The organism is Streptomyces sp. CWNU-52B (genome assembly GCF_047444975.1).
GTDB lineage: Bacteria > Actinomycetota > Actinomycetes > Streptomycetales > Streptomycetaceae > Streptomyces.
Genome location: NZ_JBLFJV010000011.1, coordinates 292,017 through 315,737, shown reverse-complemented (window position 1 = coordinate 315,737; position 23,721 = coordinate 292,017). Strand labels below are relative to the sequence as shown.

At 72.6% G+C, this 23,721-nt stretch carries 20 protein-coding genes; 11 read left to right on the top strand and 9 right to left on the bottom strand.

Going from position 1 to position 23,721, the window contains the following annotated elements:
* The first annotated feature begins 54 nt into the window (after nucleotides 1-54).
* From ACLVWQ_RS14470 to ACLVWQ_RS14455, 4 genes are all read left to right on the top strand, one after another.
* Complete coding sequence (locus ACLVWQ_RS14470) at nucleotides 55-639, top strand: TMEM165/GDT1 family protein (protein WP_414108988.1); 585 nt, start codon at nucleotides 55-57, stop codon at nucleotides 637-639.
* Between the two features lie 179 nt (nucleotides 640-818).
* Nucleotides 819-1,163 carry a VOC family protein gene (locus tag ACLVWQ_RS14465; RefSeq protein WP_414108986.1) on the top strand — a complete coding sequence of 115 codons (345 nt, stop codon included), beginning with the start codon at nucleotides 819-821 and terminating at the stop codon, nucleotides 1,161-1,163.
* Between the two features lie 84 nt (nucleotides 1,164-1,247).
* Nucleotides 1,248-1,670 carry a MarR family winged helix-turn-helix transcriptional regulator gene (locus ACLVWQ_RS14460; RefSeq protein ID WP_414108984.1) on the top strand — a complete coding sequence of 141 codons (423 nt, stop codon included), beginning with the start codon at nucleotides 1,248-1,250 and terminating at the stop codon, nucleotides 1,668-1,670.
* 177 nt (nucleotides 1,671-1,847) lie between these two features.
* Nucleotides 1,848-2,828 carry an AraC family transcriptional regulator gene (locus tag ACLVWQ_RS14455; protein WP_414108983.1) on the top strand — a complete coding sequence of 327 codons (981 nt, stop codon included), beginning with the start codon at nucleotides 1,848-1,850 and terminating at the stop codon, nucleotides 2,826-2,828.
* 257 nt (nucleotides 2,829-3,085) lie between these two features.
* Here ACLVWQ_RS14455 and ACLVWQ_RS14450 read toward each other — a convergent pair whose 3' ends face one another.
* Together ACLVWQ_RS14450 and ACLVWQ_RS14445 are read right to left on the bottom strand one after the other, a co-directional pair.
* A complete protein-coding gene (locus ACLVWQ_RS14450) occupies nucleotides 3,086-3,490 on the bottom strand; it encodes an SseB family protein (RefSeq protein WP_414108981.1) in 405 nt (134 codons plus the stop codon).
* Between the two features lie 166 nt (nucleotides 3,491-3,656).
* Entirely contained in the window at nucleotides 3,657-4,898 is a 1,242-nt protein-coding gene (locus tag ACLVWQ_RS14445) for an acyl-CoA dehydrogenase family protein (RefSeq protein ID WP_414108980.1), read from the bottom strand.
* Nucleotides 4,899-5,091: 193 nt separating this feature from the next.
* On the opposite strand from ACLVWQ_RS14445, the gene ACLVWQ_RS14440 reads away from it, so the two are divergent.
* Nucleotides 5,092-6,357, top strand: a complete 1,266-nt coding sequence (locus tag ACLVWQ_RS14440; RefSeq protein WP_414108979.1) for an alpha-L-fucosidase — start codon at nucleotides 5,092-5,094, stop codon at nucleotides 6,355-6,357.
* Between the two features lie 84 nt (nucleotides 6,358-6,441).
* Here ACLVWQ_RS14440 and ACLVWQ_RS14435 read toward each other — a convergent pair whose 3' ends face one another.
* From ACLVWQ_RS14435 to lnt, 3 genes are all read right to left on the bottom strand, one after another.
* Nucleotides 6,442-8,661 (bottom strand): NADP-dependent isocitrate dehydrogenase, encoded by a 2,220-nt coding sequence (locus tag ACLVWQ_RS14435; protein ID WP_414108978.1) that lies wholly within the window; start codon nucleotides 8,659-8,661, stop codon nucleotides 6,442-6,444.
* An 82-nt stretch (nucleotides 8,662-8,743) separates the two neighbouring features.
* Complete coding sequence (locus tag ACLVWQ_RS14430) at nucleotides 8,744-9,217, bottom strand: NUDIX hydrolase (RefSeq protein WP_414108976.1); 474 nt, start codon at nucleotides 9,215-9,217, stop codon at nucleotides 8,744-8,746.
* Nucleotides 9,218-9,269: 52 nt separating this feature from the next.
* Complete coding sequence (gene lnt / locus ACLVWQ_RS14425) at nucleotides 9,270-10,901, bottom strand: apolipoprotein N-acyltransferase (protein WP_414108975.1); 1,632 nt, start codon at nucleotides 10,899-10,901, stop codon at nucleotides 9,270-9,272.
* Between the two features lie 253 nt (nucleotides 10,902-11,154).
* Between lnt and ACLVWQ_RS14420 the strand changes: the two genes are divergently transcribed.
* On the top strand, nucleotides 11,155-12,177 hold the full coding sequence (locus ACLVWQ_RS14420) for an O-antigen ligase family protein (RefSeq protein WP_414108973.1): 1,023 nt from the start codon (nucleotides 11,155-11,157) through the stop codon (nucleotides 12,175-12,177).
* A gap of 44 nt (nucleotides 12,178-12,221) precedes the next feature.
* Here the strand turns inward: ACLVWQ_RS14420 and ACLVWQ_RS14415 are convergent, their stop codons facing one another.
* Together ACLVWQ_RS14415 and ACLVWQ_RS14410 are read right to left on the bottom strand one after the other, a co-directional pair.
* Complete coding sequence (locus ACLVWQ_RS14415) at nucleotides 12,222-12,779, bottom strand: hypothetical protein (RefSeq protein WP_414108972.1); 558 nt, start codon at nucleotides 12,777-12,779, stop codon at nucleotides 12,222-12,224.
* Nucleotides 12,780-12,875: 96 nt separating this feature from the next.
* Nucleotides 12,876-13,661 carry a glutamate racemase gene (locus tag ACLVWQ_RS14410; RefSeq protein ID WP_414108971.1) on the bottom strand — a complete coding sequence of 262 codons (786 nt, stop codon included), beginning with the start codon at nucleotides 13,659-13,661 and terminating at the stop codon, nucleotides 12,876-12,878.
* A gap of 58 nt (nucleotides 13,662-13,719) precedes the next feature.
* Here ACLVWQ_RS14410 and ACLVWQ_RS14405 point away from each other — a divergent pair, with 58 nt between their 5' ends.
* On the top strand, nucleotides 13,720-14,907 hold the full coding sequence (locus ACLVWQ_RS14405; protein ID WP_414108970.1) for a glycosyltransferase: 1,188 nt from the start codon (nucleotides 13,720-13,722) through the stop codon (nucleotides 14,905-14,907).
* A 31-nt stretch (nucleotides 14,908-14,938) separates the two neighbouring features.
* On the opposite strand, the gene ACLVWQ_RS14400 is transcribed toward ACLVWQ_RS14405, so the two are convergent.
* On the bottom strand, nucleotides 14,939-16,213 hold the full coding sequence (locus ACLVWQ_RS14400) for a TerD family protein (protein WP_414108969.1): 1,275 nt from the start codon (nucleotides 16,211-16,213) through the stop codon (nucleotides 14,939-14,941).
* Nucleotides 16,214-16,504: 291 nt separating this feature from the next.
* On the opposite strand from ACLVWQ_RS14400, the gene ACLVWQ_RS14395 reads away from it, so the two are divergent.
* The 4 genes from ACLVWQ_RS14395 (at nucleotide 16,505) to ACLVWQ_RS14380 (ending at nucleotide 21,224) form a co-directional block, all read left to right on the top strand.
* Nucleotides 16,505-16,957 (top strand): DUF6643 family protein, encoded by a 453-nt coding sequence (locus ACLVWQ_RS14395; RefSeq protein ID WP_414108967.1) that lies wholly within the window; start codon nucleotides 16,505-16,507, stop codon nucleotides 16,955-16,957.
* Nucleotides 16,958-17,002: 45 nt separating this feature from the next.
* Nucleotides 17,003-17,830, top strand: coding sequence for an MOSC domain-containing protein (locus ACLVWQ_RS14390; protein WP_414108966.1), 828 nt, complete (start codon nucleotides 17,003-17,005; stop codon nucleotides 17,828-17,830).
* 161 nt (nucleotides 17,831-17,991) lie between these two features.
* Nucleotides 17,992-18,597 carry a hypothetical protein gene (locus ACLVWQ_RS14385; RefSeq protein ID WP_414108964.1) on the top strand — a complete coding sequence of 202 codons (606 nt, stop codon included), beginning with the start codon at nucleotides 17,992-17,994 and terminating at the stop codon, nucleotides 18,595-18,597.
* Between the two features lie 191 nt (nucleotides 18,598-18,788).
* On the top strand, nucleotides 18,789-21,224 hold the full coding sequence (locus ACLVWQ_RS14380; protein ID WP_414108963.1) for a right-handed parallel beta-helix repeat-containing protein: 2,436 nt from the start codon (nucleotides 18,789-18,791) through the stop codon (nucleotides 21,222-21,224).
* A gap of 18 nt (nucleotides 21,225-21,242) precedes the next feature.
* Here the strand turns inward: ACLVWQ_RS14380 and ACLVWQ_RS14375 are convergent, their stop codons facing one another.
* Nucleotides 21,243-23,600 (bottom strand): hypothetical protein, encoded by a 2,358-nt coding sequence (locus tag ACLVWQ_RS14375; RefSeq protein ID WP_414108962.1) that lies wholly within the window; start codon nucleotides 23,598-23,600, stop codon nucleotides 21,243-21,245.
* Nucleotides 23,601-23,721 lie beyond the last annotated feature (121 nt).

The following is a 23,721-nucleotide window of genomic DNA, read 5'->3' as shown; positions in this document are numbered from 1 at the left end:
TCGAGGGCGCTTCGCGAAGATCCGGGGGCCCGGTCCCTACAGAAAGCCACCGGAATGCATCTCGACCCTCTGGCGATCCTCACCGCCTTCGGGCTGATCTTCCTCGCCGAGCTGCCCGACAAGACGATGTTCGCGTCGCTTGCCATGGGCACCCGTATGCGGCCGCTCTATGTGTGGCTCGGCACGTCCACCGCGTTCGTGGTCCATGTCGCGATCGCGGTCGGCGCCGGAAGCCTCATCGGCCTGCTGCCCGACTGGAGCGTCAAGTCGGTCTCGGCCGCGCTCTTCGCGTTCGGCGCGTTCATGCTGCTGCGTGGCAGCGGGGACGACGACGAGGAGGATGCCGGCGGCCGGACCGTCACCGGCTTCTGGCCCGTCTACACGACCGCCTTCATGGCCGTCTTCATCAGCGAGTGGGGCGATCTGACACAGATCACGACCGCCAACCTCGCCGCCACCAACGGAGTGGCGTCCGTCGCCATCGGTTCGGCGGCGGCCCTCATGTCGGTCTCCGCGCTCGCCCTGCTGGCCGGGCGCTTCATCGCCAAGCGCGTGCCGCTGAAGACCGTGCAGCGGATCGGCGGGATCTGCATGCTGGGACTCGCCGTCTGGTCGGTGGTGGAGATCTTCGCCGGCTGACGGCCCGCCCGTCCTTCCGGCGACCGGTCAGGATCGGACCGGTCAGGATCGGAGAAGCGGACCCCCGCCTCATGGCCGTAGCGTGATGGCACCGGTGAGAAACCGGTGGGAAACGGCGAGAACCCGGCGAAAGACCGCCGGTGCCGTCACACATCGTCGCCACTGCGGAGGAGCCCGCCATGCCCGAAGGACTCAAGACCATCACCTACCCCGTCAAGGACCTCACCCGGGCCAAGGCGCTGTTCGGCGCGCTGCTGGGCGTCGAGCCGTACGTGGACGAGGCGTACTACGTGGGTTACCGGGCCCCCGGACAGCCGGAGATCGGACTCGACCCGAACGGTCACGCCAAGGGTCTGACCGGACCTGTCCCCTACTGGCACGTCGCCGACATCGAGGCGAGCCTGGCCGCTCTCGTCGGCGCGGGCGCCGAGGTCGTCCAGGACGTCCAGGACGTCGGAGGCGGCATGCGGATCGCGTCCGTGAAGGACGCGGACGGCAACGCGGTCGGCCTCGCCCAGGGATGAGCGGGACGAGCGGGACGAGCAACCGCATGCAGATGCACTAGTTGCACACTCAATGAGGAGCCCCTTCTCTGTTAGCGTGCGGGCATGGCAGCAGAGAAGGCCGCTCCCCGGCTGGAAGACCAGTGGCGGGACATCCTGTCGGTGCACGCCCGCACCATGTGCGAGATCGACCGCGCGCTGCATCCGCACGGCCTGGGCGCCAGCGACTTCGAGGTGCTCGACATGCTCGCGTCGGGCGCGGGCGACAGTACGGGCCACGACGGACCTGACGGACATGTCGAGCAGTGCCGTGTCCAGAACATCGCCGACCGGATCCACCTCAGCCAGAGCGCCCTCTCCCGGCTCATCGCACGCCTGGAGAAGGAGGGCCTGGTGGAGCGGAGCATCTGCCTGGAGGACCGTCGCGGCATCTGGGTCGCCCTCACCCACAAGGGCCGCGACCTGCACACCCGGGTACTCCCGCTCCAGCGGGCCGCCCTGACCCGCGTCCTCGTCGACGCGGGCTGAACCGCCCCTGGGGGCCCGGCATATCCCGTACCGTCTCCTATGTCGCCGTGACCGCCGCGGGGTGCACATCCGAGCGACGGCCGTGCACCCGTGTGAGGCCACCACGGACGCCCCGCTGCGATCACGATCAAGGGCGCCGTGCGAAGGACGGCGCGTGCTGTGTCAGGGGGCATCACAGTGACCGGAGACGAAGAACGGGACGCCGGGGTCAGCAGGTACGAGACACGGTGCGTGGACGAGTCCCAGGACGTCATCGCGGAGCACTACTACGACCTCCGCCTCGAAGTACCGGGCAGGGAACAGGACTTCCTCACCCGGCTCAGCGTCCTCGACCTCGGCACACTGACCGTCGGGGACGTCAGTTTCGGCACCGAGGTGACGATCGGCTTCGCGCAGCCGCAGGTGTACCACGTGACCGTGCCGATCACCGGCCGCTTCCGCTGCAGGCAGGGACACGGGCCGACGACGTACGCCGTTCCCGAGCGTGCCGTGCTCCTCCAGCCGGAACGCGGCATCCGGGTGGACGACTGGCCGGCCGACTGCCATGCCCTCAGCGTGAAGATAGACATGCCGGCCCTGCACCAGCGGCTCGAGGTCCTGCTCGGCAGGTCTGTGCGGCGTGCGCCGCGCTTCGAGCCGTACATCGACATCTCCCGTGGGGCGGGGCGCGGTTGGGCGGATCTCGCGCTGTGGTGCCTGCTGGAGAAGGACACTCCGGGCGGGCTGCTGAGCCGGCCCCTGATCCGGGCCCGGATGGAGCAGACGCTGCTGGAGGGGCTGCTCCTCGCGTCAGGCCACTCCTACCGCGAGGCGCTGGCGGCGCCCGTGCCGGCCACCCGGCCCGCGACGGTCAGGCGGGTCATGGAGGCCATCGAGGAGCGGCCGGACGAGCACTACGACGCGGCACGGCTGGCCGCCCTGTCCCAGGTCGGGGTCCGCGCTCTCCAGGAGGCCTTCCGCAAACACCTGGGGATGACCCCCACCGCCTATCTCACCGAGGTCCGCCTCCAGCGGGTGCACGAGCAGTTGCGCACGGCCGAACCCGCGACGGTCACGGAGGTGGCCTACCGGTGGGGGTTCGCGCATCTCGGGCGCTTCGCGCAGCGCTACCGGGCCCGGTTCGGGCAGTCGCCCGCGCAGACGCTGCGCTCCGGGTGACCGGGATCACCGCGCATCCCGGACAGACACCGCGCTTTGCGGAGCGATTCCGGCACGGTGACGCCCTACCGTTGTCCCGGCGCCCGTGCGCCGGGGATGAACGGAGTCGGCGCCGTTCATCCCTGCCCGGCCAGGACCGTCAGGTCCCGGGAACCAGGGCGCGGGAGCGGGAGCACGAGCAGGCCCGCGCCCCCAGGGCCCGGCCGCTCCCCCTCCGTCAGGTGGCCGGGCCCGAACCCGTCCGCGCCCCGTGGGCCTCAGGCGGTCGGCCGCGCCAGCAGGGTGCGTACGCCCTGGGAGTCGAGCGTCAGACCGTGCGGCGTACTGGCGTCGATGGTCAGGCGCAGGTCGCTGGCGGGCCACTGGGCGGCGAGCGTCCCCAGGGGTACGAGGCGGTAGCGCGACACCGACGGCAGCAGCTCTGCCATGGTCACCTCCGAGGTGAACACCGGGACGAGCGGGTCCTCCCCCGGCTGTTCGAGGACGGGCAGGGCCACGACCGTGGGGTCGGCGGCCGTGTCGGCGGCGTCGTCGGGTACCGGGACCAGCACGTCACTGGCGGCCAGTGTGTCCAGCGCGGCGCTGTCCTCGGCGTTCTCGGCCAGCGCGCTCAGCGCGCGCTGGGCCTCCACCGTGGCGCTGTCGTTCGAGGAAATCTCCATGGCACATCCAGACGTAGTGGCGAAAACAGGCCGCCCGTGTCGGTCTCCGACTCGGGCGCGGCTGATCGCGTACCCGTCCTGAGAGGCGCCATGCCCCCTCCACGCATCCGTCACGCATCTCACCCGACGGTCACGGACGTCGCGAACACAGCGGGCGTCGCGGGCGTCACGGAACGAGCGGGATGTCGTGCGAGGGCAGCCCCAGCCGGTCCCGGCCGACCCGCCGGGCCAGCGGCTCGGCCATGCTGGGACCGATGTGCGTCCAGTACGTGGCGGCGTCCCGGAAGTAGCGCTGCATGCGCTGGCCGTCCCGGGCGTGGCGGGAGCCTGCCGTGCGGAAGAGGATGTTCTGTACGGCGTCCCAGGCCATCCGGCCGGCGTTGAGGAAGACCGACGCGAGGAGGTTGTCGTCGGCCATGGTGAAGGGTGCCTCGCCCGAGACATTGCGGCGGCAGGCCTCCATGTAGTCCTCGGCGGCGCGCTGGAGGGCGGCCTCGGCGGTGTGGAGCGTGCCGAGTGCCTCGCCGAGGTGGCGTTGGTAGTCGTGGAGTTCCGCGCGGGTGCGGTCCGGTTCCAGGGTCAGCGGCCGGCCGGCGAGGACTCGGGCGTACTCGTCGGCGGCGGCGTACCCCACGCCGGTCATGACGGCCGCCAGTTCCCCGTGGTAGACGCTGGGCGCGCGTCCCGCGTACAGGGGGTTGCCGTGCAGCTTCGACCCGGGGGTGCCGCCCTCCACCGGCAGGTCGAGCAGGCTCACCTCCCGGGTGAGGTGAGCGGGGACACGGACCTGGTCCAGTCGCACGCTGTTGGAGCCGCTGCCGCGCAGCCCGAGGACGCCGTGCCAGTCGTCGAGCAGGGTCCATGCCGAGCGCGGGGTGACGAACAGCACCGGCGGTCCCGGCGGGTCGCCCGGCTTCTTCGGGGCGCGCAGGGTCTGCCCGAGGTAGTGCGTGGAGTACGGGGAGCCGGAGGAGTACGGCCAGGTGCCGTCCAGGACGACCCAGCCGTCACCGTCCGGCCGGGCGACCCCGACGGGCGCGACCGTGGACGCGGCGCGGAACTCGCCGTCCGAACCGAAGATCTCGTCCTGGGCCCGCTCCCCGAACTGCGCGGCGACCTGGAGCACATGGGCGCCGGTCAGGCACAGGGCCCAGCCGGTGGAGGGGCAGCCGCGGGCGATCTCGGTGACCACACGGAAGAAGACCGGCAGCCCGAACTCGTGTCCGCCGTAGCGGCGCGGCTGGAGCGTCCGGTAGAAACCGGCCCGCAGGAAGTCGTCGTGGGTCTCCTGCGGATAACGCGTCAGCCTCTCGGTCTCCGCCTGCCGTTCGAGCAGCGCGGGCCGCAGGGCGACGGCCCGGTCGATGAGTTCGCGTTCGGTCAGTCCGGGCTCGGGAGCGGCGATCACGGTGCCTCCTGACTGGGCGGGGCGGGCCGTACGTGACGCGGTACCCGTGATTGAACACGTGCCCACCGCCTCCTGTACCCATCGGATGACGCCAAGTGGGCCGGGGACGGAGGTGACACGGGAGCGACCTGGGAGCGCGCGGGTCGGCCCCCACACCCCCTGGACCGCCGGAGCGTGCGCCTAGCCTGGACGTATGCCGATGCAACCCTGGTTTCCCGGTGCCAAGCTGGGCATCTTCATCCACTACGGCGTCTACACCGTGGACGGCGTCGCCGAGTCCTGGTCCTTCTACACGGGCGAGACGACACACGAGCGGTACATGGAACAGCTCGCAGGCTTCACCGCGTCGCGCTACGACCCGGACGCCTGGGCCGACCTGTTCGCCCGCGCCGGCGCGCGGTACGCGGTGCTCACCACCCGGCACCACGACGGCATCGCCCTGTGGGACACCGCCCACCGCAATCTCGACGTGGTCCGGGACACCCCGGCCGGCCGCGACCTCGTCACCGGGTTCGTCCAGGCACTGCGCGCGCGGGACCTCAAGGTCGGCCTCTACTACTCGCACTCCGACTGGAACCACCCGGACTACGCCACCGAGCGGCACCCCGGTCCGTACGTCGTGCCGCTCAACGCGTACTCGCAGGCCGAGCCCGGCCAGGAGGACCCGCGGGCCTGGGCGCGCTATCTCGCGTACCGCGACGGCCAGGTGGGGGAACTCGTCGAGCGTTTCCGGCCCGACATCCTCTGGTTCGACGGCGAGTGGGAGCGTACGGAGGAGCAGTGGCGGATGGGCCGGCTCGCCGACCGGATCCTCGCGGGCAACCCGGACACCGTCCTCAACGGCCGGATGCTCGGCCACGGCGACTACGCGACACCGGAGCAGGGCACCCCGCTCCAGGCACCGGACGGCCCGTGGGAGCTGTGCCTGACGATCAACGGCTCATGGAGCCACCGGCCGCAGGACCGTGACTTCAAGTCGGTGCGCCAGCTGGTGCGGTACTTCACCGAGACCATCGGCATGGGCGGAAACCTGCTGCTGGCCGCCGCCCCGCGCGCGGACGGGACGATCCCCGAGGAACAGACCGAGCGTCTGGAGGGGCTCGGCGCGTGGATCGCCCGCCACACCGACGCCGTGTACGACACGGTCGCGGGGCTGCCCGCCGGGCACCACTACGGGCCCAGCACCCTGTCGGCCGACCGGCGCACGCTCTATCTGGTGTGCTTCGACGCTCCGCGTGACACCGTCTCGGTACGGGGTCTGCGCAACCGCGTACGGCGCGTCACGGTGCTCGGCACGGGCACGGAACTGGGCCACCACGTCACGGGCGGCCTCGACACGGTGCCGGGGGTGACCTGGATCGACGCCCCCGCACCGGCGGACCTGGACGACCGGGCGACGGTCCTGGCCGTGGAACTGGACGGAGAACTGGACCTCTACACGGGCAAGGGCCGCCTCTGACCGGGTGGTTCCCCCGCCCGGCCCGCGGCTCTGAACAGCGCCTTCGGATTCGGCGGATTCAGAGCCGTGGGCCGGGCGGAGCACTCACGCGAGGGCGGCGAGCGCCTCGTTCAGCGTCGCGGACGGACGCATCACGGCCTCGGCCTTCGCCGGGTCGGGCCGGTAGTAGCCGCCGATCTCGGCCGGCGACCCCTGTACCGCGATCAGCTCGGCGACGATCGTCTCCTCCTGCGCGCCGAGCGTCTCGGCGAGCGGCGCGATCACCTTGGCGAGCTCCGCGTCGTCGGTCTGCCCGGCCAGCTCCTGCGCCCAGTACAGGGCGAGGTAGAAGTGGCTGCCGCGGTTGTCGATGCCACCGACGCGACGGCTCGGCGACTTGTCGTTCTCCAGGAAGGTGGCCGTCGCGCGGTCGAGGGTGTCGGCGAGGACCTGGGCGCGCGCGTTGTCCGTGGTCTGCGCGAGGTGCTCGAAGCTGGACGCCAGCGCGAGGAACTCGCCCAGGCTGTCCCAGCGCAGGTAGTCCTCCTTGACGAGCTGCTGCACGTGCTTCGGCGCGGAGCCGCCGGCGCCCGTCTCGAAGAGGCCGCCGCCGTTCATCAGCGGGACGATCGAGAGCATCTTGGCGCTGGTGCCCAGCTCCAAGATCGGGAACAGGTCCGTGAGGTAGTCGCGCAGGACGTTGCCGGTGACCGAGATGGTGTTCTCGCCGCGGCGGATGCGCTCCACGGAGAGCTCGGTCGCCTCGACGGGCGACAGGATGCGGATGTCCAGGCCCTCGGTGTCGTGCTCCGGCAGGTACGCGTTGACCTTCGCGATGAGCTGCGCGTCGTGGGCGCGGCTCTCGTCCAGCCAGAACACGGTCGGCTCGCCGGTGGCGCGGGCGCGGGTGACGGCCAGCTTGACCCAGTCCCTGATCGGGGCGTCCTTGGTCTGGCAGGCGCGGAAGATGTCTCCGGCGGAGACCGCCTGCTGCAGGACGACGTTCCCGGCCTGGTCGACGAGGCGGACCGTGCCGGTGACCGGGATCTCGAAGGTCTTGTCGTGGCTGCCGTACTCCTCGGCCTTCTGCGCCATCAGACCGACGTTCGGGACGGTGCCCATCGTCGACGGGTCGAAGGCGCCGTGGGCGCGGCAGTCGTCGAGGACGACCTGGTAGACACCGGAGTAGCTGCTGTCCGGGAGGACCGCGAGGGTGTCGGCCTCGCCACCGTCCGGGCCCCACATGTGGCCGGATGTGCGGATCATCGCCGGCATGGAGGCGTCGACGATGACGTCGGAGGGGACGTGCAGGTTGCTGATGCCCTTGTCGGAGTCGACCATCGCCAGCTCCGGGCCCTCGGCGAGCTCGGCGTCGAAGGACGCCTTGATCTCGGCGCCCTCGGGCAGGGACTCGAGGCCCTTGTAGATGCCGCCGAGGCCGTCGTTCGGGGACAGTCCGGCGGTGGCGAGGGTCTCGCCGTAGCGCGCGAACGTCTTCGGGAAGAAGGCGCGCACCACGTGACCGAAGATGATCGGGTCGGAGACCTTCATCATCGTGGCCTTGAGGTGCACGGAGAACAGCACGCCCTCGGCCTTGGCCTTGGCGATCTGCGCCGTGAGGAACTCGCGCAGCGCGGCCACCCGCAGCACGGAGGCGTCGACGACCTCGCCCGCCAGGACGGGTACCGACTCGCGCAGGACCGTGGTGGAGCCGTCGTCGCCGGCCAGCTCGATGCGCAGGGAACCGGCCTCGGAGATCACCGCGGACTTCTCGGTGGACCGGAAGTCGTCGGCGCCCATGGTCACGACGTTGGTCTTCGACTCGGGGCTCCAGGCACCCATGCGGTGCGGGTGGGCCTTGGCGTAGTTCTTGACCGACGCGGGGGCCCGGCGGTCGGAGTTGCCCTCGCGCAGCACCGGGTTCACGGCGCTGCCCTTGACCTTGTCGTAGCGGGCGCGGATGTCGCGCTCCTCGTCGGTCTTCGGGTCGTCCGGGTAGGCAGGGAGCGCGTAGCCCTGCGCCTGCAGCTCGGCGACCGCGGCCTTCAGCTGCGGGATCGAGGCCGAGATGTTCGGCAGCTTGATGATGTTGGCCTCGGGCGTCTTGGCCAGGTCACCGAGCTCGGCGAGGGCGTCGGGGGTGCGCTGTCCTTCCTCCAGGAACTCGGGGAAGAGGGCGATGATCCGCCCGGCCAGCGAGATGTCACGGGTCTCCACAGTGACACCGGCCTGCGACGCGTACGCCTGGACCACCGGCAAGAACGAATACGTTGCCAGGGCCGGGGCCTCGTCAGTGTGCGTGTAGATGATGGTCGAGTCAGTCACCGGGTACTCCGCTCCACGTCTGCAACATTGCTCGACATCAAGATATCTCGTGATGGGACCTCACCGGACAGGAGGTGCGCCCTCAGGTGGCCGGGTCGAACCAAGTGGGGCCGTCGGACAGTGCCTGCTTGATCCGGGACATCCCGTGCTCGTCCAGCTCCGGCAGCGCGTCCACGGCGAACCAGCCGACCTCCAGCGACTCGTCGTCGTTGACCCGGGCCTCACCGCCGACGGCCCGGCACCGGATGGTGATGTCCATGAACTGGCAGATGTCGCCGTTGGGGTACGTGTTCGGCTTCAGGGCCTGTACGAGGACGACGCGCTCGGCGACGCACCGTACGCCCGTCTCCTCGTACACCTCACGGACCGCGCAGGCCGCGGGCTGCTCCCCCGGATCCGGCATTCCGGCGGTGACGGCCCACTCGCCGGTGTCGACCCGGCGCCCGAGCAGGACCCTGCCCTCGTCGTCGAGGACGACAGCGGTGACTCCGGGAAGCCAGAGCAACTGCCGGCCGGCGCTGGCCCGGATCGTATGGATGAAGTCAGGAGTAGCCATGGACCGACCCTAACGGGCCGGTTCCGCCACCCGGCGGCCGTTCCGCGCACACCTACTCGGTGTGCGTCCGCCCGCCACCCGCGCGGCGCCCGCGCACCGCGGTGGCCGCCGCCCAGCCGAGCCCGCCCGCCGCGATCAGGACCAGCAGCATCTCGGGCGCGATCCCCAGCTTCGTGGCGGGGGTCTCGGAGGAACGCAGCGGCACCTTCTGGACGAGGGAGTCCGCCACGAACATGCCGGTCCGCTGGGTGATCCTGCCGTCCGGCATGATCACGGCGCTGACACCGCTGGTCACCGGGACGGTGACGGTGCGGCTGTGCTCGACGGCACGGATACGGGACATGGCGAGCTGCTGGTAGGTCATCTCGCTGCGGTCGAACGTGGCGTTGTTGCTCGGCACGGAGATCAGCTGGGCGCCGTGGGTGACGGTGTCGCGCACGGCCCAGTCGAAGGCGGCCTCGTAGCAGGTCGCGAGGCCGACCTCGGTGCCCGCCATGGTGAACACACCCGGCTTGTCGCCCCGGCTGAAGTCCTGGCCGACCATGGACGTCCAGTTCTCGTTGAGGGCGCCGATGAGCGAGCGCATCGGGAGGTACTCGCCGAACGGCTGGACCTGCCGCTTGTCGTAGATGGCGCCCGGTCCCTTCGCCGGGTCCCACAGGACCTGCTCGTTGTAGAGCTTGCCGTCCTTCTTCGTCACCACGGCGCCGACCGAGACGGGCGCGCCGATGGCCCTGGCGGCCCGGTCGATCACCGCGTAGGCGTCGGGGTTGCGGAAGGGGTCGATGTCGGAGGAGTTCTCCGGCCACAGCACGAAGTCGGGCTGGGCGACCTTGCCCGCCTTCACCTGGGCGGCGAGGCGCTCGGTCTCCCGCGCGTGGTGGTCGAGGACGGCGCGTCGCTGGGAGTTGAAGTCGAGTCCCGCGCGCGGCACGTTGCCCTGGATGACGGCGACGGTCGCGGTGCCGTCCTCGGCCCGGTCGCTGACCAGGGCGCGGGCGGCGAGGGCGCCCGCCACGGGCAGGACGAGGGCGACCAGGGCCACCGCGGCGGCCCCCCGGCGCACCACGCGGGTGCGCCGCGCTTCGAGGCCCAGCCGGACGGTCTCGTACAGGCCGAAGCCGCACAGGGCGACCGCGAAACCGAGTACGGGGGTGCCGCCCACCGCCGCGAGCGGCAGGAAGATCCCGTCCGCCTGGCCGAAGGCGATCTTGCCCCAGGGGAAGCCGCCGAACGGCACGCGCGCGCGTGCCGCCTCCGCCGCGATCCACAGGGCGGCCGCCCACACCGGCCGGGCGGGGAGCTTCGCCACGGCCGCGATACCGGCGCCGACGAGGGCCACGTAGAGCGCCTCGATGGCGACGAGCGCCAGCCACGGTCCGGGGCCGACCTCCACGCCGGTCCACACGAGCAGCGGCAGCAGGAAGCCGAGGCCGAACAGGTACCCGAGGCCCAGGGCCGCCTTCCAGGTGCGGCCGTGCAGACACCAGCCGAAGACCGCGAAGGCCGGCACCGCGAGCCACCACAGGGTGCGCGGCGGGAAACTGACGTACAGGAGCACCCCGGAGAGTGCCGCGGCGGCGGCCGGAGCGAGCCGCCGCGCCAGGCGAGCCACGCGTGGGACGGGCCGGGACTGCGGTTCGAGCTGATCCGGCTCGTCTACGGAGGTCGCGGTGACGGTCACTCGGGGAGTGTACGGCGCGTGACCGGGGCGCCGACAGCTCGGCCGTCCCCCTGTGGATCACCTGAGCCATACCGGGGTACGCGGCGCCCGACCGGGTGTTCCCCTCACGTGCCGCATCGTTTCTGCGCAACTCGTCCACAAACCGGCGCATCACCCGTTACGGTATGCCGGAGCCTTTGGCGAACGGGCCGTTTCCGGCCGGGCCGTCGAGGCCCGTCACAGGTCGGGGGGCGTCGGGGTGGGGTCCACGGGGATGACTTCGGCGGCCGGTCAGGCGTCGGCACACGAGAGACGCGGCGCGTCGGACGCGACCGGGTTCGCCGTGCTCGGAGCCTGCGCGGTCTGGTCCCTGATCACCGCCGCGGCGCACGGGGGCCGTCCCGAAGGGGTACTGCTCGCGGTGCTCGCCGTGGCCGCCGGCTACGCCGCGGGGCGGATCTGCGGCGAACTCCTGCCGGTCGCCGCTCCCTGCGCCGGCGCGCTGGCCGGGCTCGCACTGGCCGTGGCCGCCCCGCACCTCAGTCCGGGCACCCAGGCGACCTCCCCGCTCGGCCAGACCGGCGCGACCGCCGCGCTGCTCACCCTCGCCGCGGGTGCCGCGTGCTGCGCGGCATGGGCGGCCCGGCCCCCGGGTCTGCGGCTCGCCCTGCGGCTGCTGGCCGCCGGCATCGCGGCCACCGCGGCCGCCCTGGGGTCGACGTCGGGCTTCGTGGCCTGTCTGGGAGTGCTGCTCTGCTCGCTGGCCGCGGACCGGATGCGCCGCCGTGCCGTGGGGCTCGGCGGTCTCGCCCTGGCCGTGGCCCTGGTGACCGGGGCGATCTGGGCGATCGCCGAGGACGCGCTGCCGGACGGTCTGACCTCGTCCTTGGAGGGGCAGCTCACCGAGCACCGGGTGCTGCTGTGGCACGACGCGCTCGACATGACTCTCCGGGAACCGGGTCTCGGTGTCGGCCCCGGGCGCTTCTCCGAGCTGAGCCCGACGGTCGCGCAGTCGCTGCCGCCCGACGGGAAGCCCCACTCGGCGCCGTTCCAGCAGGCCGCCGAGCAGGGTGTGCTCGGGGTCGTCCTGCTCGCCGCGGTGTTCGGCTGGGTCCTGTACGCCCTGTGGAGGTCGCCGCGTCCCACCCCGGTCGTGCTCACCGCGGGCGCCGCCCTGACGGCGCTGGCGGCGATGGCCGCGGTCGGCAACGCGTTGAGCTTCACGACGGTCACCGCCGGAGCGGGCCTGCTCGCGGGCCTGGCCACCGCACGCCCCTCGTCCGCCGAGCCCCTCTGAGGCCGACGACGGTCCCCGGGCGACCGCTGCGGATCGGCGGGGTGTCAGCGGGTCGGGCCCGCCGCGGCGGCCCTCAGCCGGCGCCGGATCACCCGCACGGCCGCCTCCGCGTTGTCCACCGTGATCGTGAACGTGTGCCCGTCGCCCAGCCGGAGCACCAGGCCCTCGCCGCGCCGGACGACCACGGCGGTCCCCTGCTCCGGCCGCCAGCGGTAACCCCAGCCGCCCCACTGGCGTGGGGTGACCCGGGGCGCGAACTCGGCGCCCGTGATGTGCGACAGCGGGATGCGGCGGCGCGGCAGCCCCATGTGGCCGCAGCGCACTTCGAGGCAGTCCTTGTCGACCTTCACGGCGACATGCACGAAGGCGAGCGTGCCGAAGAGAACCAGAAGCCCCGCCGCGATGCAGCCGACCACGGCCATGGCCAGCGGAGCGATGCCCGACGTCCAGGCGGAGTCGACGGCCAGCTGGATGCCCAGCGCCAGGCACGCGGCGCCGCTGCACGCGAGCAGCCACTGCACGCGGTTCGAGGCCCTGCCGTGCCAGACCTCGGGATGCGGGGCGTCGGCAGCGCCCTGTTCGCCGTGGGGGTGGTCCCTCATGTCTATGAGCGTACTCATGTTCCGCGAGGCGGGCACCGGGTTGCGGGCCGTTGGTGCTCCGGGCGGACGCGGGGCTTCCACCCGGTGCGCGGCGGGTCAGCGGGCGGGGCTCAGCGCCTGGAGCAGTCGGCCCTCGTCGTAGGTCAGCGCGGTCGCGGGGAGCGTGCCCCCGTGTCCGCCGAGCAGCACCGTGAGCGTGCCCCGGTCAGGCGCCTGCGGGGCGGGGATCTCACCCGTCCGGCGCAGTGCCTGGGCGGCCACGGCGCCGGCGGAGCCGTGCAGGACGAGGGGCGCGGCGCCGGGCCGCCGCACGGCGGCGCGGATGCGCTCGGCGACCAGTTCGTAATGGGTGCAGCCCAGGACGACGGCCCTTACATCGTCGGGTGTGCGCGCCGCGGCCACGGCGATGGCGGCGTCGATGGCCGCCTGGTCGGCGTGTTCGACGGCGTCCGCCAGTCCGGGGCAGGGCACCTCGGTGACACTCACTCCGTCGGCGAACTCACGGATGAGCCCGCGCTGGTAGGGGCTGCCGGTGGTGGCGGGCGTGGCCCAGATCGCGACGGGTCCGCCGCCCGCCGCGGCCGGCTTGATCGCCGGTACGGTGCCGATGACGGGCACGGCCGGTTCCAGGCGGGCCCGCAGGGCGGGCAGCGCGGTCACGGAAGCGGTGTTGCAGGCGACGATCAGCGCGTCGGGCCGGTACGCGGCGGCGGCCTCCGCGACGGCGAGGGCGCGCGCGGTCACGTCCTCGGGCGTACGGGGCCCCCACGGCATGCTGCCGGGGTCCGAGGAGAGAACGAGCTCCGCGTCGGGGCGCAGTCGACGTACCGCGGCGGCCGCGGCGAGCAGTCCGATTCCGGAGTCCATGAGCGCGATCTTCACCCGGTCACCATAGTCGATCGGCCTGTGCGGGCCACCGTGGTGGGGCAGACTGCGGCGGGTGAGCGCCCTTGTGTGGACCGCCGTCGGATCGCTGGCCGCCTGGCTGTGGCTGCTTCTCGGCCAGGGCTTCTTCTGGCGTACGGACGTGCGGCTGCCGCCTCGCCGGGACCCGGAGAGCTGGCCGTCCGTGTGTGTGGTCGTACCGGCGCGTGACGAGGCCGCCGTGCTGTCCGAGAGCCTGCCGTCACTGCTCGCTCAGCGGTATCCGGGGCGGGCGGAGATCTTCCTCGTCGACGACGGCAGTTCGGACGGCACCGGCGAACTGGCCCGTGAACTGGGGCGCGGGCACGGTGGGTTGCCGCTCACCGTCGACTCGCCCGGGGAGCCGCCCGCGGGCTGGACGGGCAAGCTCTGGGCCGTGCGGCACGGCATCGGCCTGGCACGCGCGCGTGCGCCCGAGTTCCTGCTGCTCACGGACGCGGACATCACCCATGCGCCGGACAGCCTGCGGGAGTTGGTGGCCTCGGCCGTCACCGGCGACTTCGACCTCGTCTCCCAGATGGCCCGGCTGCGGGTGGAGAGCGTCTGGGAACGGCTCGTGGTGCCCGCGTTCGTGTACTTCTTCGCGCAACTGTATCCGTTCCGGTGGATCGGGGTGCGCGGCTCGCGGACCGCCGCCGCGGCCGGCGGTTGTGTCCTGCTGCGGACCACCGCCGCCGAGCGGGCCCGGATTCCGGACGCCGTCGGGCAGGCCGTCATCGACGACGTGGCGACGGCGAGGGCGGTGAAGGGCTCCGGAGGGCACATCTGGCTCGGACTCGCCGAACGGGTGGACAGCGTGCGTCCGTATCCGCGGCTGCACGACCTGTGGCGGATGGTCTCGCGCAGCGCGTACGCCCAGCTGCGGCACAACCCGCTGGTGCTGGCCGGCACCGTGGCGGGCCTCGCCGTGGTGTACCTGGTGCCTCCGGTGGCCCTGGTCGCGGGACTCGCGACGGGCCACCGCACGGCCGCGCTGGCGGGCGGCCTCGCGTGGCTGGTGATGACGGGTACGTATCTGCCGATGCTCCGCTACTACCGTCAGCCGTTCCTGCTCGCCCCGCTGCTGCCGGTCACCGCGCTGCTGTACCTCCTCATGACGGTGGATTCGGCGGTGCGGCACTACAGGGGGCGCGGCGCGGCCTGGAAGGGCCGTACCTATGCCCGCCCGGACGGGGCGCCCGACGCGGCGGCCGAGGAGGGCTGAGCGGGGGTACGGGTCTGGCTTCCCGCGGGGTTCACTTCCTGCCCGGGGTCCAGTTCATGCCCCACCCGTAGGTGTGGTCCACGGTGCGCTGCGGGCTCACGCCGCGGTCGGGGACGAGGAAGCGTGCCTCGCGCTGGACGACGAGGTCGCTGCCGGTGTTCGTGATGAGGGCGAGCGCGCACACGGTCGAGGGCACGGTGCACTCGCCGAGCGAGAAGTCGACGGGTGCGCCGTGCAGCGGCTGGAGGGTCACCGAGGCGTCCAGGTCGGCGAAGGAACGCGCGCCCGCGTAGATGGTCACGAAGATGAGGATGCGGCGGAAGTCCCGGATGTGGTCCAGGTTGACGCTGAGGTTCTCGCCGGTCGACACCGCGCCGGTGCGGTCGTCGCCGTCGAGCTGGATGAACGGGGGCTGGTGCAGCGCTCCGAAGGCGTTGCCGAGGGCCTGGACGACACCCTTGCTCCCGTCGGACAGCTCGTAGAGGGCGCACAGGTCGAGGTCGAGGTCCGCGTGCATGGCGACCGCCCGGCCCAGTTTGGCCTGCCAGCCCGAGAACTGCTTGTGCACCGTCCAGTTGAGGTTCACCCGCATGACTCCGGAGGTGCCGCCCTGCTTGGTCAGCGAGACGGACGGGGCCTCCTTCGTGAGGGTGACCTTGGTGAGGCGTACCGGGGCCGGTGGCGGGGTCGGCGGCACCGGCGGCGGCATCACCGGGCGGGCGGCCGTGACCGGTGGGGCGGCGGGAGGCGGGGGCGGGGCCGCGGGGGCGGGCGGCGCCGCCCGCTGCGGTTCGTCGACCGAGATGCCGAAGTCCGTGGCCAGGCCCTCGAGTCCGCTGTCGTACCCCTGTCCGACGGCGCGGAACTTCCAGGCGCCCTGCCTGCGGTAGAACTCGCCGAGCACGAACGCGGTCTCCACGCTCGCGCCCTCGCTGTCGAAGCGCGCGACCTCCGTGCCCTGCCCGGCGTCCAGGACGCGGATGTAGAGCCCGGGGATCCTGCCGAACGTGCCGCCGTCCGATGAGGCGGCGAGCACCACCGTCTCGATCGCGGGCTCCACGCGCGCGAGGTCGACGAACAGGGTGTCGCTCACCTGGCCGCCCGTGTCGCGCTTGCCCTCGTGGCGCACCGCGCCGGAGGCGTGCGACGGCTGGTTGTAGAAAACGAAGTCGGCGTCGGAGCGCACCTTCCCGGTCGCCAGCAGCAGCGCCGAGGCGTCCGCGTCGGGCACCCCGGGGCCGGCTTGCCAGCCCAGCTCGACCCGGAGCCCGGCCGTCGGCACCGGAACGTTCGATCCTTTAGGCATTGACATGTCCGCCCCCATCGGGTGTCCGTGAAGACCGCGCCCTCGTTACGTTTCTGTCGTTCTGCCCAACCTATTCCCCCGCGCGGCGAACGCCCATGACCACGCCGGGCAGATCGCGGCCGACCGGCCGGTAACCCGCCCGGAACTCGGCCTTTACACGATCTGTGCTCTCGGCGCCGTCCTTTTTCGCCAAATTCGCTCGCATTGGGGGTCCCGCGTCACTGCCGACACGGAAAACAACCCTCTTATCGGTCTCCCCAACCAGCACATCGTGGGCTTAACTTATGTGCCATGACCTCCCCCCGCTCCACCTATGGCGGCGGTTACTACTCCGCCTCCTTCCCGGACACTCCGATCTACGACTCTCTCGTGGCCGAGCGGGGAACCCCGCAGATCGCCCCGATCCGGGTCCCCGCGGCTTACGACACGGGCGGCAATCTGCCCGCGCTTCCGTCGGCGCTGCCGGCCCTGCCCGCCGGACCCTCCCAGCAGGCTCCTTCGTACGGCTACCAGCAGGCCCAGCAACCCGCTCCGTTGCAGCAGGCCGCCGCGCCGTACATCCCGCAGCAGAACGGCGCGCAGCGCGGCTACCCGGGGCAGCAGGCTCCCCAGCAGCAGCGCCCCATGCCCGGCACGGGCTACGAGGCGATGCGCCCGGCCGCGCCCCGTCCGGCGGCGCCGCGCCCGGCCCCGGCGCCGTCGTACCAGGACCCGTACAACAACCAGCAGTACCGCGGCTACTGAGGCGAACCGGCGGAGGCCGTCCGTGCCCTCCGGCAGGATGGCCTCATGTCGAAGCCGGTACTGCACTCGATCCACGTCTACCCGCTGAAGGCCGCCGCCGGGCACGCCCCGCGCGAGGCCGTCGTGGAGCCATGGGGGCTGGCGGGCGACCGACGGTGGGTGCTCGTCGACGAGCGGGACAGGGTCATCACCCAACGCCAGCACCCGCGCATGGCGTTGGTGCTGGTAGAGCGGTCGACGGACGGCGCGGTCCGGTTGTCCGCGCCCGGCCGCGAGCCACTGACCGTCCCCGTGCCCGCGCCGGGCGGCGGCACGACGGCGGTGGAGATCTGGCACGACAAGGTGGAGGGGGTCCCCGCCGGAGTCTCCGCCGACGCCTGGTTCAGCGACTGGCTCGGCGCCGCCGTGCGGCTCGTGCACCTCAACGACCCGGCCATCCGCCGGCCCATCGATCCGCGGTTCGCACGGCCGGGTGAGACCGTCAGTTTCGCGGACGGCTACCCCCTGCTGATCACCTCCCTCGCCTCGCTCGACGCCCTCAACACGCTGATCGCGCGGGGCGACCGGCCCGCGGAGGGCCCGCTGCCCATGGACCGCTTCCGGCCGAACCTGGTGGTCACGGGCACCGCCGCCTGGGCCGAGGACGACTGGTCACGGATCTCGGTCGGGCAGGTCGTCTTCCGGGTCGCCACGATGTGCGGGCGCTGCGTCGTGACCACCACCGACCAGAGCACGGCCGAGCGCGGCAGGGAACCGCTGCGCACCCTCGCGCGCCACCGCCGTTTCGGCGACAAGCTGGTCTTCGGGCAGAATCTCGTACCGGAATCCCCCGGCTCGGTCCGTGTGGGCGACCCCGTGCGGATCCTCGAATAGGCCTTCGCCCGGGGAACACCGACGCCCGGCACGGCCGTTGAACCTGTGTGAGAAGTTCATGAGAGACCGGCGGGAGAGGTGATTTCGCTCTCTCCTGCCCGGTCCCGCGCGTGAACGGCTCCGGTCGGGGTTATCACGGACGCGGAAGGGGGTGCGGAGCGGTGCGGGCAATCAGGGGACTCTGGCGCTGGCGGCACAACCCGCTGCGGCGACCGACGGACCTTGCCGAGGCATGGCTGGCGCTGGGGGCACTGCTGCTGATCCTCGTGGCCGCGCCCCTGGTCGGCCTCCTGGTCGGCCAGGTCGCCGAGGGCGCCCTCCAGCAGTCCGTGCGCGAGCAGCGCGACCACCGCCGTCCGGTGGTCGCGACCGTGATCAGGAAGGCGGACCTCGCTCCGCTCGACCTCGACCCCGAGACGGCCTCCGGACGGGACTCCCACAGCCGGGTGTACGCCCACTGGAAGGCACCGGACGGTACCGCGCGGCACGGCAAGGCCATGGCGGCCCTCGGATCCCCGCAGCGTGGCGACCACTTCACGGTGTGGACGGACGAGCAGGGCCGAATAGTGGGCAGGCCGCTGGACACCGCGACCGCGGCGACTCATGCCGTCCTGGCCGGATTCGGCACGGCCGCCGCCTGCGCGGGCGTCGTCGAGGGCGCCCGGCGTCTGCTGGTCTGGCACATGGTGCGGCGCAGGTACGAGCGCTGGGACCAGGCCTGGTCCCGGGTCGGTCCGGACTGGGGCAGGACGGGCACGGGCAGCTGACGGCCTCCGCGTTCCGTAGGCCACTCCGGTCAACCACGCGGCTCCGATCACGCTACGGTGGACCGGCCGAGGTGTTCGGCACCGTCGTGAGAAGCTGTTTCCCGTTCCCCGCGAGCCGAGTTGACACGGCCGGGTGCCGGGAACACCGCTTCTCAGGACCCGCGTAGACGAGGTGGGGGCACAGCAGCGCCATGGCACAGGGCACGGTCCAGGTGACGCACACCGGCACGTCACGGTGGCGGCGCCGCACAGGTGAGTACGCATCGCTCGCCGCCGCCCTGGAGGCCGCGGCCGACGGTGACGTGCTCACCGTCGCTGCCGGGACCTACCGGGAGAACCTCGTGATCCAGCGGGCGGTGACGCTGCGCGGCCCCGAGGGTTCGGCCGGTTCCGTGCGCATCGCTCCCGTCGACGGGGTGCCGCTCACCGTGCGCGCCTCGGCCGTGGTGCAGGACCTGCTCGTGGAGGGCCAGGACTCGGCCGCGCCCGCGCTGCTCGTCGAGGAGGGCACCCCGGAGCTCCTGGACATACGCGTCGTCACCCGCTCCGCGGCCGGCATAGAGGTGCGCGGCGGCGCCCGGCCGACGGTGCGGCGCTGCACGGTGGACAATCCCGGCGGCGTCGGCATCTCCGTACTCGACGGCGGGGGCGGGGTGTTCGAGGAGTGCGAGGTCGTGGCGGCCGGCCAGTCGGGCGTCTCGGTGCGCGGCGGTGCCCATCCGCGCCTTGAGCGCTGCCGGGTCCACCACACCGCGGGGGTGGGTCTGTCGGTCACCGGCGAGCAGTCCGCCCTCGAAGCGGTGGGCTGCGAGGTCTACGAGGTCAGGGGCAGCGGCGTACAGATCTCCGCGCGGGCCACGGCACATCTCACCGACTGCGACGTGCACCGTACGACGTCGGACGGTGTCACGCTCGACACGGACGCCGTGCTGACGCTCGCCGACTGCCGCATCCACGACATCCCGGAGAACGCGGTCGACCTGCGGTCCCGCTCGGTCCTCACCATGACCCGGTCCACCGTGCGCCAGTTCGGGCGCAACGGCCTCTCCGTCTGGGATCCCGGCACCCGCGTGGACGCCAACCAGTGCGAGATCCACGACAGTACGGGCGACTACCCCGCGGTGTGGGTCAGCGACGGCGCGACGGTCGTCCTGGACTCCTGCCGGGTGCACGACGTGCCGGACGCGCTGTTCGTGCTGGACCGCGGTTCGCGCGCGGACGTCGTCGACAGCGACATCTCGCAGGTGCGCAACACCGCCGTGTCGGTGAGCGACGGCGCCACCGCGCAGCTCGACGACTGCCGGATCCGGGAGGCCGCGACGGGTGCCTGGTTCCGTGACCACGGCAGCGGCGGCACGCTCTCCGGCTGCACGATCGACGGTACGCAGACGGGTGTCATCGTCACCAAGGGCGCCGATCCCACGATCGACCGGTGCACCGTCACCTCGCCCGCGGAGGCCGGTTTCTACGTGTCCGCGGGCGGTCGCGGCAGTTTCCACGGCTGCCGGGTGACCGGCAGCGGCGGCTACGGCTTCCATGTGATCGACGGCTGCCGCGCGACGCTGAAGAAGTGCCGTACGGAGCGGTGCGCGCGCGGTGGGTACGAGTTCGCCGACGCCGGAGGCGACGGGGCGGGCACCGGGCCGCTGGTCGAGGACTGCACGAGCGACGAGAGCGCCCACGCGCGGCCCCCGGCGCAGGAGACCGTCGTACAGGCCACCACCGGCCGGACCACCGGCCTGCTGGGGGCGATCCCGGGCCAGCGCGTCACCGAGCAGGAGCCGCTGCTCGCGGCGGCCGAGCCGGAGCAGCCCTCGCGCTCCTCGGAGGCGGTGCTCGGCGAGCTGGACACCCTGGTGGGCCTCGACAGCGTCAAGCGCGAGGTGCGGGCGCTCACCGACATGATCGAGGTGGGGCGCCGGCGCCAGGAGGCGGGCCTCAAGGCGGCCTCCGCCCGGCGCCACCTGGTCTTCACCGGCTCACCCGGCACCGGCAAGACGACGGTCGCGCGGCTGTACGGCGAGATCCTGGCCTCGCTCGGTGTCCTGGAGAAGGGCCACCTCGTCGAGGTGTCCCGCGTCGACCTGGTCGGCGAGCACATCGGCTCCACCGCCATCCGTACGCAGGAGGCCTTCGACAAGGCGCGCGGCGGTGTCCTGTTCATCGACGAGGCGTACGCGCTGTCCCCCGAGGACTCCGGGCGCGACTTCGGCCGCGAGGCGATCGACACCCTGGTGAAGCTCATGGAGGACCACCGGGAGGCCGTGGTGGTGATCGTCGCGGGCTACACGGCCGAGATGGAGCGGTTCCTGTCGGTCAACCCCGGTGTGGCGTCCCGCTTCTCACGGACCATCACCTTCAACGACTACGGCGCCGAGGAACTGCTGCGGATCGTGGAGCAGCAGGCCGACGAGCACGAGTACCGGCTGGCGCCCGGTGCGGCCGAGGCGCTCGTCAAGTACTTCACGGCGATCCCGAAGGGCCCCGCGTTCGGCAACGGCCGTACCGCGCGGCAGACCTTCGAGGCGATGGTGGAGCGGCACGCGGGGCGGGTCGCCCAGCTCGCCGAGACGAGCACGGACGACCTCACCCTGCTGTACGCGGAGGACCTCCCGGAGCTCCCCTGAGCCCCGGACCGGCCGGACCTACGCGGCCGGCGGGCCCGGCCGGGAAGTCGACGGCTCCTCGGACCCGCCGCCCGGCCGGGGGCCCGGGACGTCCGGCCTGAGCCGGGCGAGCAGCTTCTCCCGCTCCTCGGCGAAGACGGGATCCGCCTGGTAGTCGGAGTGCCCGAGGATCGGCGCGGGCAGGGGGTGCTCCTCGGTCCTGCCGTACGCGAGCGGGTCCTCCAGCACCTCCCGGTCGACCTGGGGGCCGCAGTCGCCGGGCAGCCGCATGGGGCCGCCGATGGGGTCGGTGGCCCGGTACAGGTTGCGCCAGCAGTCGACGTCCTCGTGCAGGCTGCTGAGCGCGGCGGGCCCGAAGTGGGCGGGGAACCAGCGCCCGTAGAGCCGCTCCAGCGGTGAGCCGTACGTCAGCAGCGCGACCCGCTTGCGCACCGACGGCTTGAGCTGCCAGGCCGCGGCGGCGGCGAGGACGCTGCCCTGGGAGTGTCCCGAGAGGACGAGGCGGCCCCCGGTGGCCCGGGTCCAGCCGGCGATCCGCCAGGTCAGGTCGGGTACGGCACGCTCGGCGTAGCACGGGGGCGCGAAGGGGTGCGCGGCGCGCGGCCAGAACGTACCGACGTCCCAGAGGATGCCGATGGTGCGGCGGGCACTCTGGTCCTTGTAGGCGCGGCGGCCCCAGGTGACGAACAGTATGAAGCCGACCCCTATCAGCCAGGAGCCGAGCGCCTGCGCCGTCTCGGCCGCGCCCCGCACGACGGCGTAGCCGCCGTGGGCCGACTCCCCCGGGGTCTCACCGGTGGCCATGGCGCCCGCGAGGGCCAGGCCGCCCAGGACCAGCGTCACGACGGAGGTGATGCCGAGGATCCGGGGCGCCCGGTCGGTGAGGGCGGCCATCGCGCGTGTGCTCGCGATCCGGCGGGTGCGGACGTCGTCCTGGGCCTCGTCCTCGTAGGTGAGCTCCACCGCCGCCGTCTCGACGCGGCGCAGCAGCACGGTGCGCCGGGCCAGCCAGCCGACGAGGACGAGCACGACCAGCAGCAGGGGCGGGATGACGGACGCCTGCCAGGTCAGCAGCACGGGCGGTCCCTCGATGGTGCCGCCGGTGCCGTCCAGCCAGTCGGCGACGCGCTGGGACACTCCCCCGGACATCACCCCGCCCAGGGCGCAGGCCAGCATCGCGACGGCGGGTCCGGCCAGGCCCCGCATCGCGGTACGCGGATCCGGCTGGGCCCGGTAGAGGAGGTGGGCCACGACGCCGAGGGCGATCACGAGCAGGCCCTCGAACAGCGCGATGGTGCCGAAGGTGGCGTCGCCGTGCAGCCGGTGCTCCGACCGCCAGCCGGGGCGCGACCAGCCGGCGTAGACGAGGGTGAGGACGAGCACGGCGACCGAGCCGACCGGCAGCCTGCGTACCAGGGCGGCGTCCAGGCGCCGGTCGAGGCGTCGCTCGCTGCGGCCCCGGCGGCAGACCACCCACAGCACGACGGCCGCCCCCACCACGAACGCCGCGTCCAGGAGCCTGCCGAACACCTCCAGGACGACGGGGCCGCCACCGGCGCGGTCGTAGCGGGCGGCCGAGGTGCCGACCGCGGCGGCGACCGTCAGCAGCCCCGCCGCGGTGTGGGCCACCCGCAGCCGGGCGACCAGCCGGCGTCCGTACCAGAAGCCGGGGCGCCCGAGCCCGGCCCTGTTGCCCTCCTCCTCCGGCTCGGTCTCGCGGGGCATCGGCCGCTGGGACTCGTACGCGCTCCAGGTGCGGTGCGCGAGGTACCAGAGGAGGCCGGTGAGGGCGGCGGGCACCAGGGAGGCGAGGGCGAGGCGGCGGCCCGGCTGGCTCCACCAGCCGTCGTCCGAGACCGCCGGGGACAGGAAGCCGAGCCAGGAGTGCTCCTCGGCGCACGTCCGCGTCCCCGCGCACTGCCACGCGGCGAGGTCGAGGGCGACCTCGCAGGCCGCGGCGACCAGGAGCACCGTGAGGGTCAGTCCGGTGAGGCGCACGAGCAGGCCGTAGAAGCGCACCGCCCGCTTGCGGTTGTCGCTCACCGTGGGCCGCATCCAGTGGGCGAGGTTGACCACCATGAACGGCAGGAGGAGCAGCCACAGGGCTCTGGAGCCGTTGCCCGAGGTGAGGTTGCACCAGACGTACGCCTCGGGGACCGGTTCGCCCCGGCGTCCCTCCGGCCGCCGCTCCGGGTCCTTCTCCGCGTCGACGTCGTCGGCCCGGCGGAAGACCGCGGCGGTGTCGTCGCCCGTGATCCGCACCGTGCGCGGGTCGTTCAGCATTTCCTGGGGCGTCGTGCCTCCGACACCATGGACCAGGAGTTCGAGTGCGGTGTCGGCTGCCGGCCGCCGCTCGTTACCGTTCGCCTCGCTCATCGTGCCGTGCCTCTGCAGACGTTCCACTGTGGTGTTTCCCCCGTGCTGCCCGTACGGCATGTGTCATGTCCAGATACAAGGATCTCCCCTGCCGCCCCTGGGCGCACCGCTCGTCACGGAA

Excerpts from the sequence above, each read along its gene's own strand:
- ACLVWQ_RS14450 (WP_414108981.1), bottom strand. The coding sequence starts at position 3,490 with ATGGAGATTTCCTCGAACGACAGCGCCACGGTGGAGGCCCAGCGCGCG.
- ACLVWQ_RS14380 (WP_414108963.1), top strand. The coding sequence starts at position 18,789 with ATGGCACAGGGCACGGTCCAGGTGACGCACACCGGCACGTCACGGTGG.
- ACLVWQ_RS14430 (WP_414108976.1), bottom strand. The coding sequence starts at position 9,217 with ATGGCTACTCCTGACTTCATCCATACGATCCGGGCCAGCGCCGGCCGG.
- ACLVWQ_RS14400 (WP_414108969.1), bottom strand. The coding sequence starts at position 16,213 with ATGCCTAAAGGATCGAACGTTCCGGTGCCGACGGCCGGGCTCCGGGTC.
- ACLVWQ_RS14460 (WP_414108984.1), top strand. The coding sequence starts at position 1,248 with ATGGCAGCAGAGAAGGCCGCTCCCCGGCTGGAAGACCAGTGGCGGGAC.
- ACLVWQ_RS14375 (WP_414108962.1), bottom strand. The coding sequence starts at position 23,600 with ATGAGCGAGGCGAACGGTAACGAGCGGCGGCCGGCAGCCGACACCGCA.
- ACLVWQ_RS14415 (WP_414108972.1), bottom strand. The coding sequence starts at position 12,779 with ATGAGGGACCACCCCCACGGCGAACAGGGCGCTGCCGACGCCCCGCAT.
- ACLVWQ_RS14390 (WP_414108966.1), top strand. The coding sequence starts at position 17,003 with ATGTCGAAGCCGGTACTGCACTCGATCCACGTCTACCCGCTGAAGGCC.
- ACLVWQ_RS14395 (WP_414108967.1), top strand. The coding sequence starts at position 16,505 with ATGACCTCCCCCCGCTCCACCTATGGCGGCGGTTACTACTCCGCCTCC.
- ACLVWQ_RS14470 (WP_414108988.1), top strand. The coding sequence starts at position 55 with ATGCATCTCGACCCTCTGGCGATCCTCACCGCCTTCGGGCTGATCTTC.
- ACLVWQ_RS14420 (WP_414108973.1), top strand. The coding sequence starts at position 11,155 with ATGACTTCGGCGGCCGGTCAGGCGTCGGCACACGAGAGACGCGGCGCG.
- ACLVWQ_RS14440 (WP_414108979.1), top strand. The coding sequence starts at position 5,092 with ATGCCGATGCAACCCTGGTTTCCCGGTGCCAAGCTGGGCATCTTCATC.
- ACLVWQ_RS14465 (WP_414108986.1), top strand. The coding sequence starts at position 819 with ATGCCCGAAGGACTCAAGACCATCACCTACCCCGTCAAGGACCTCACC.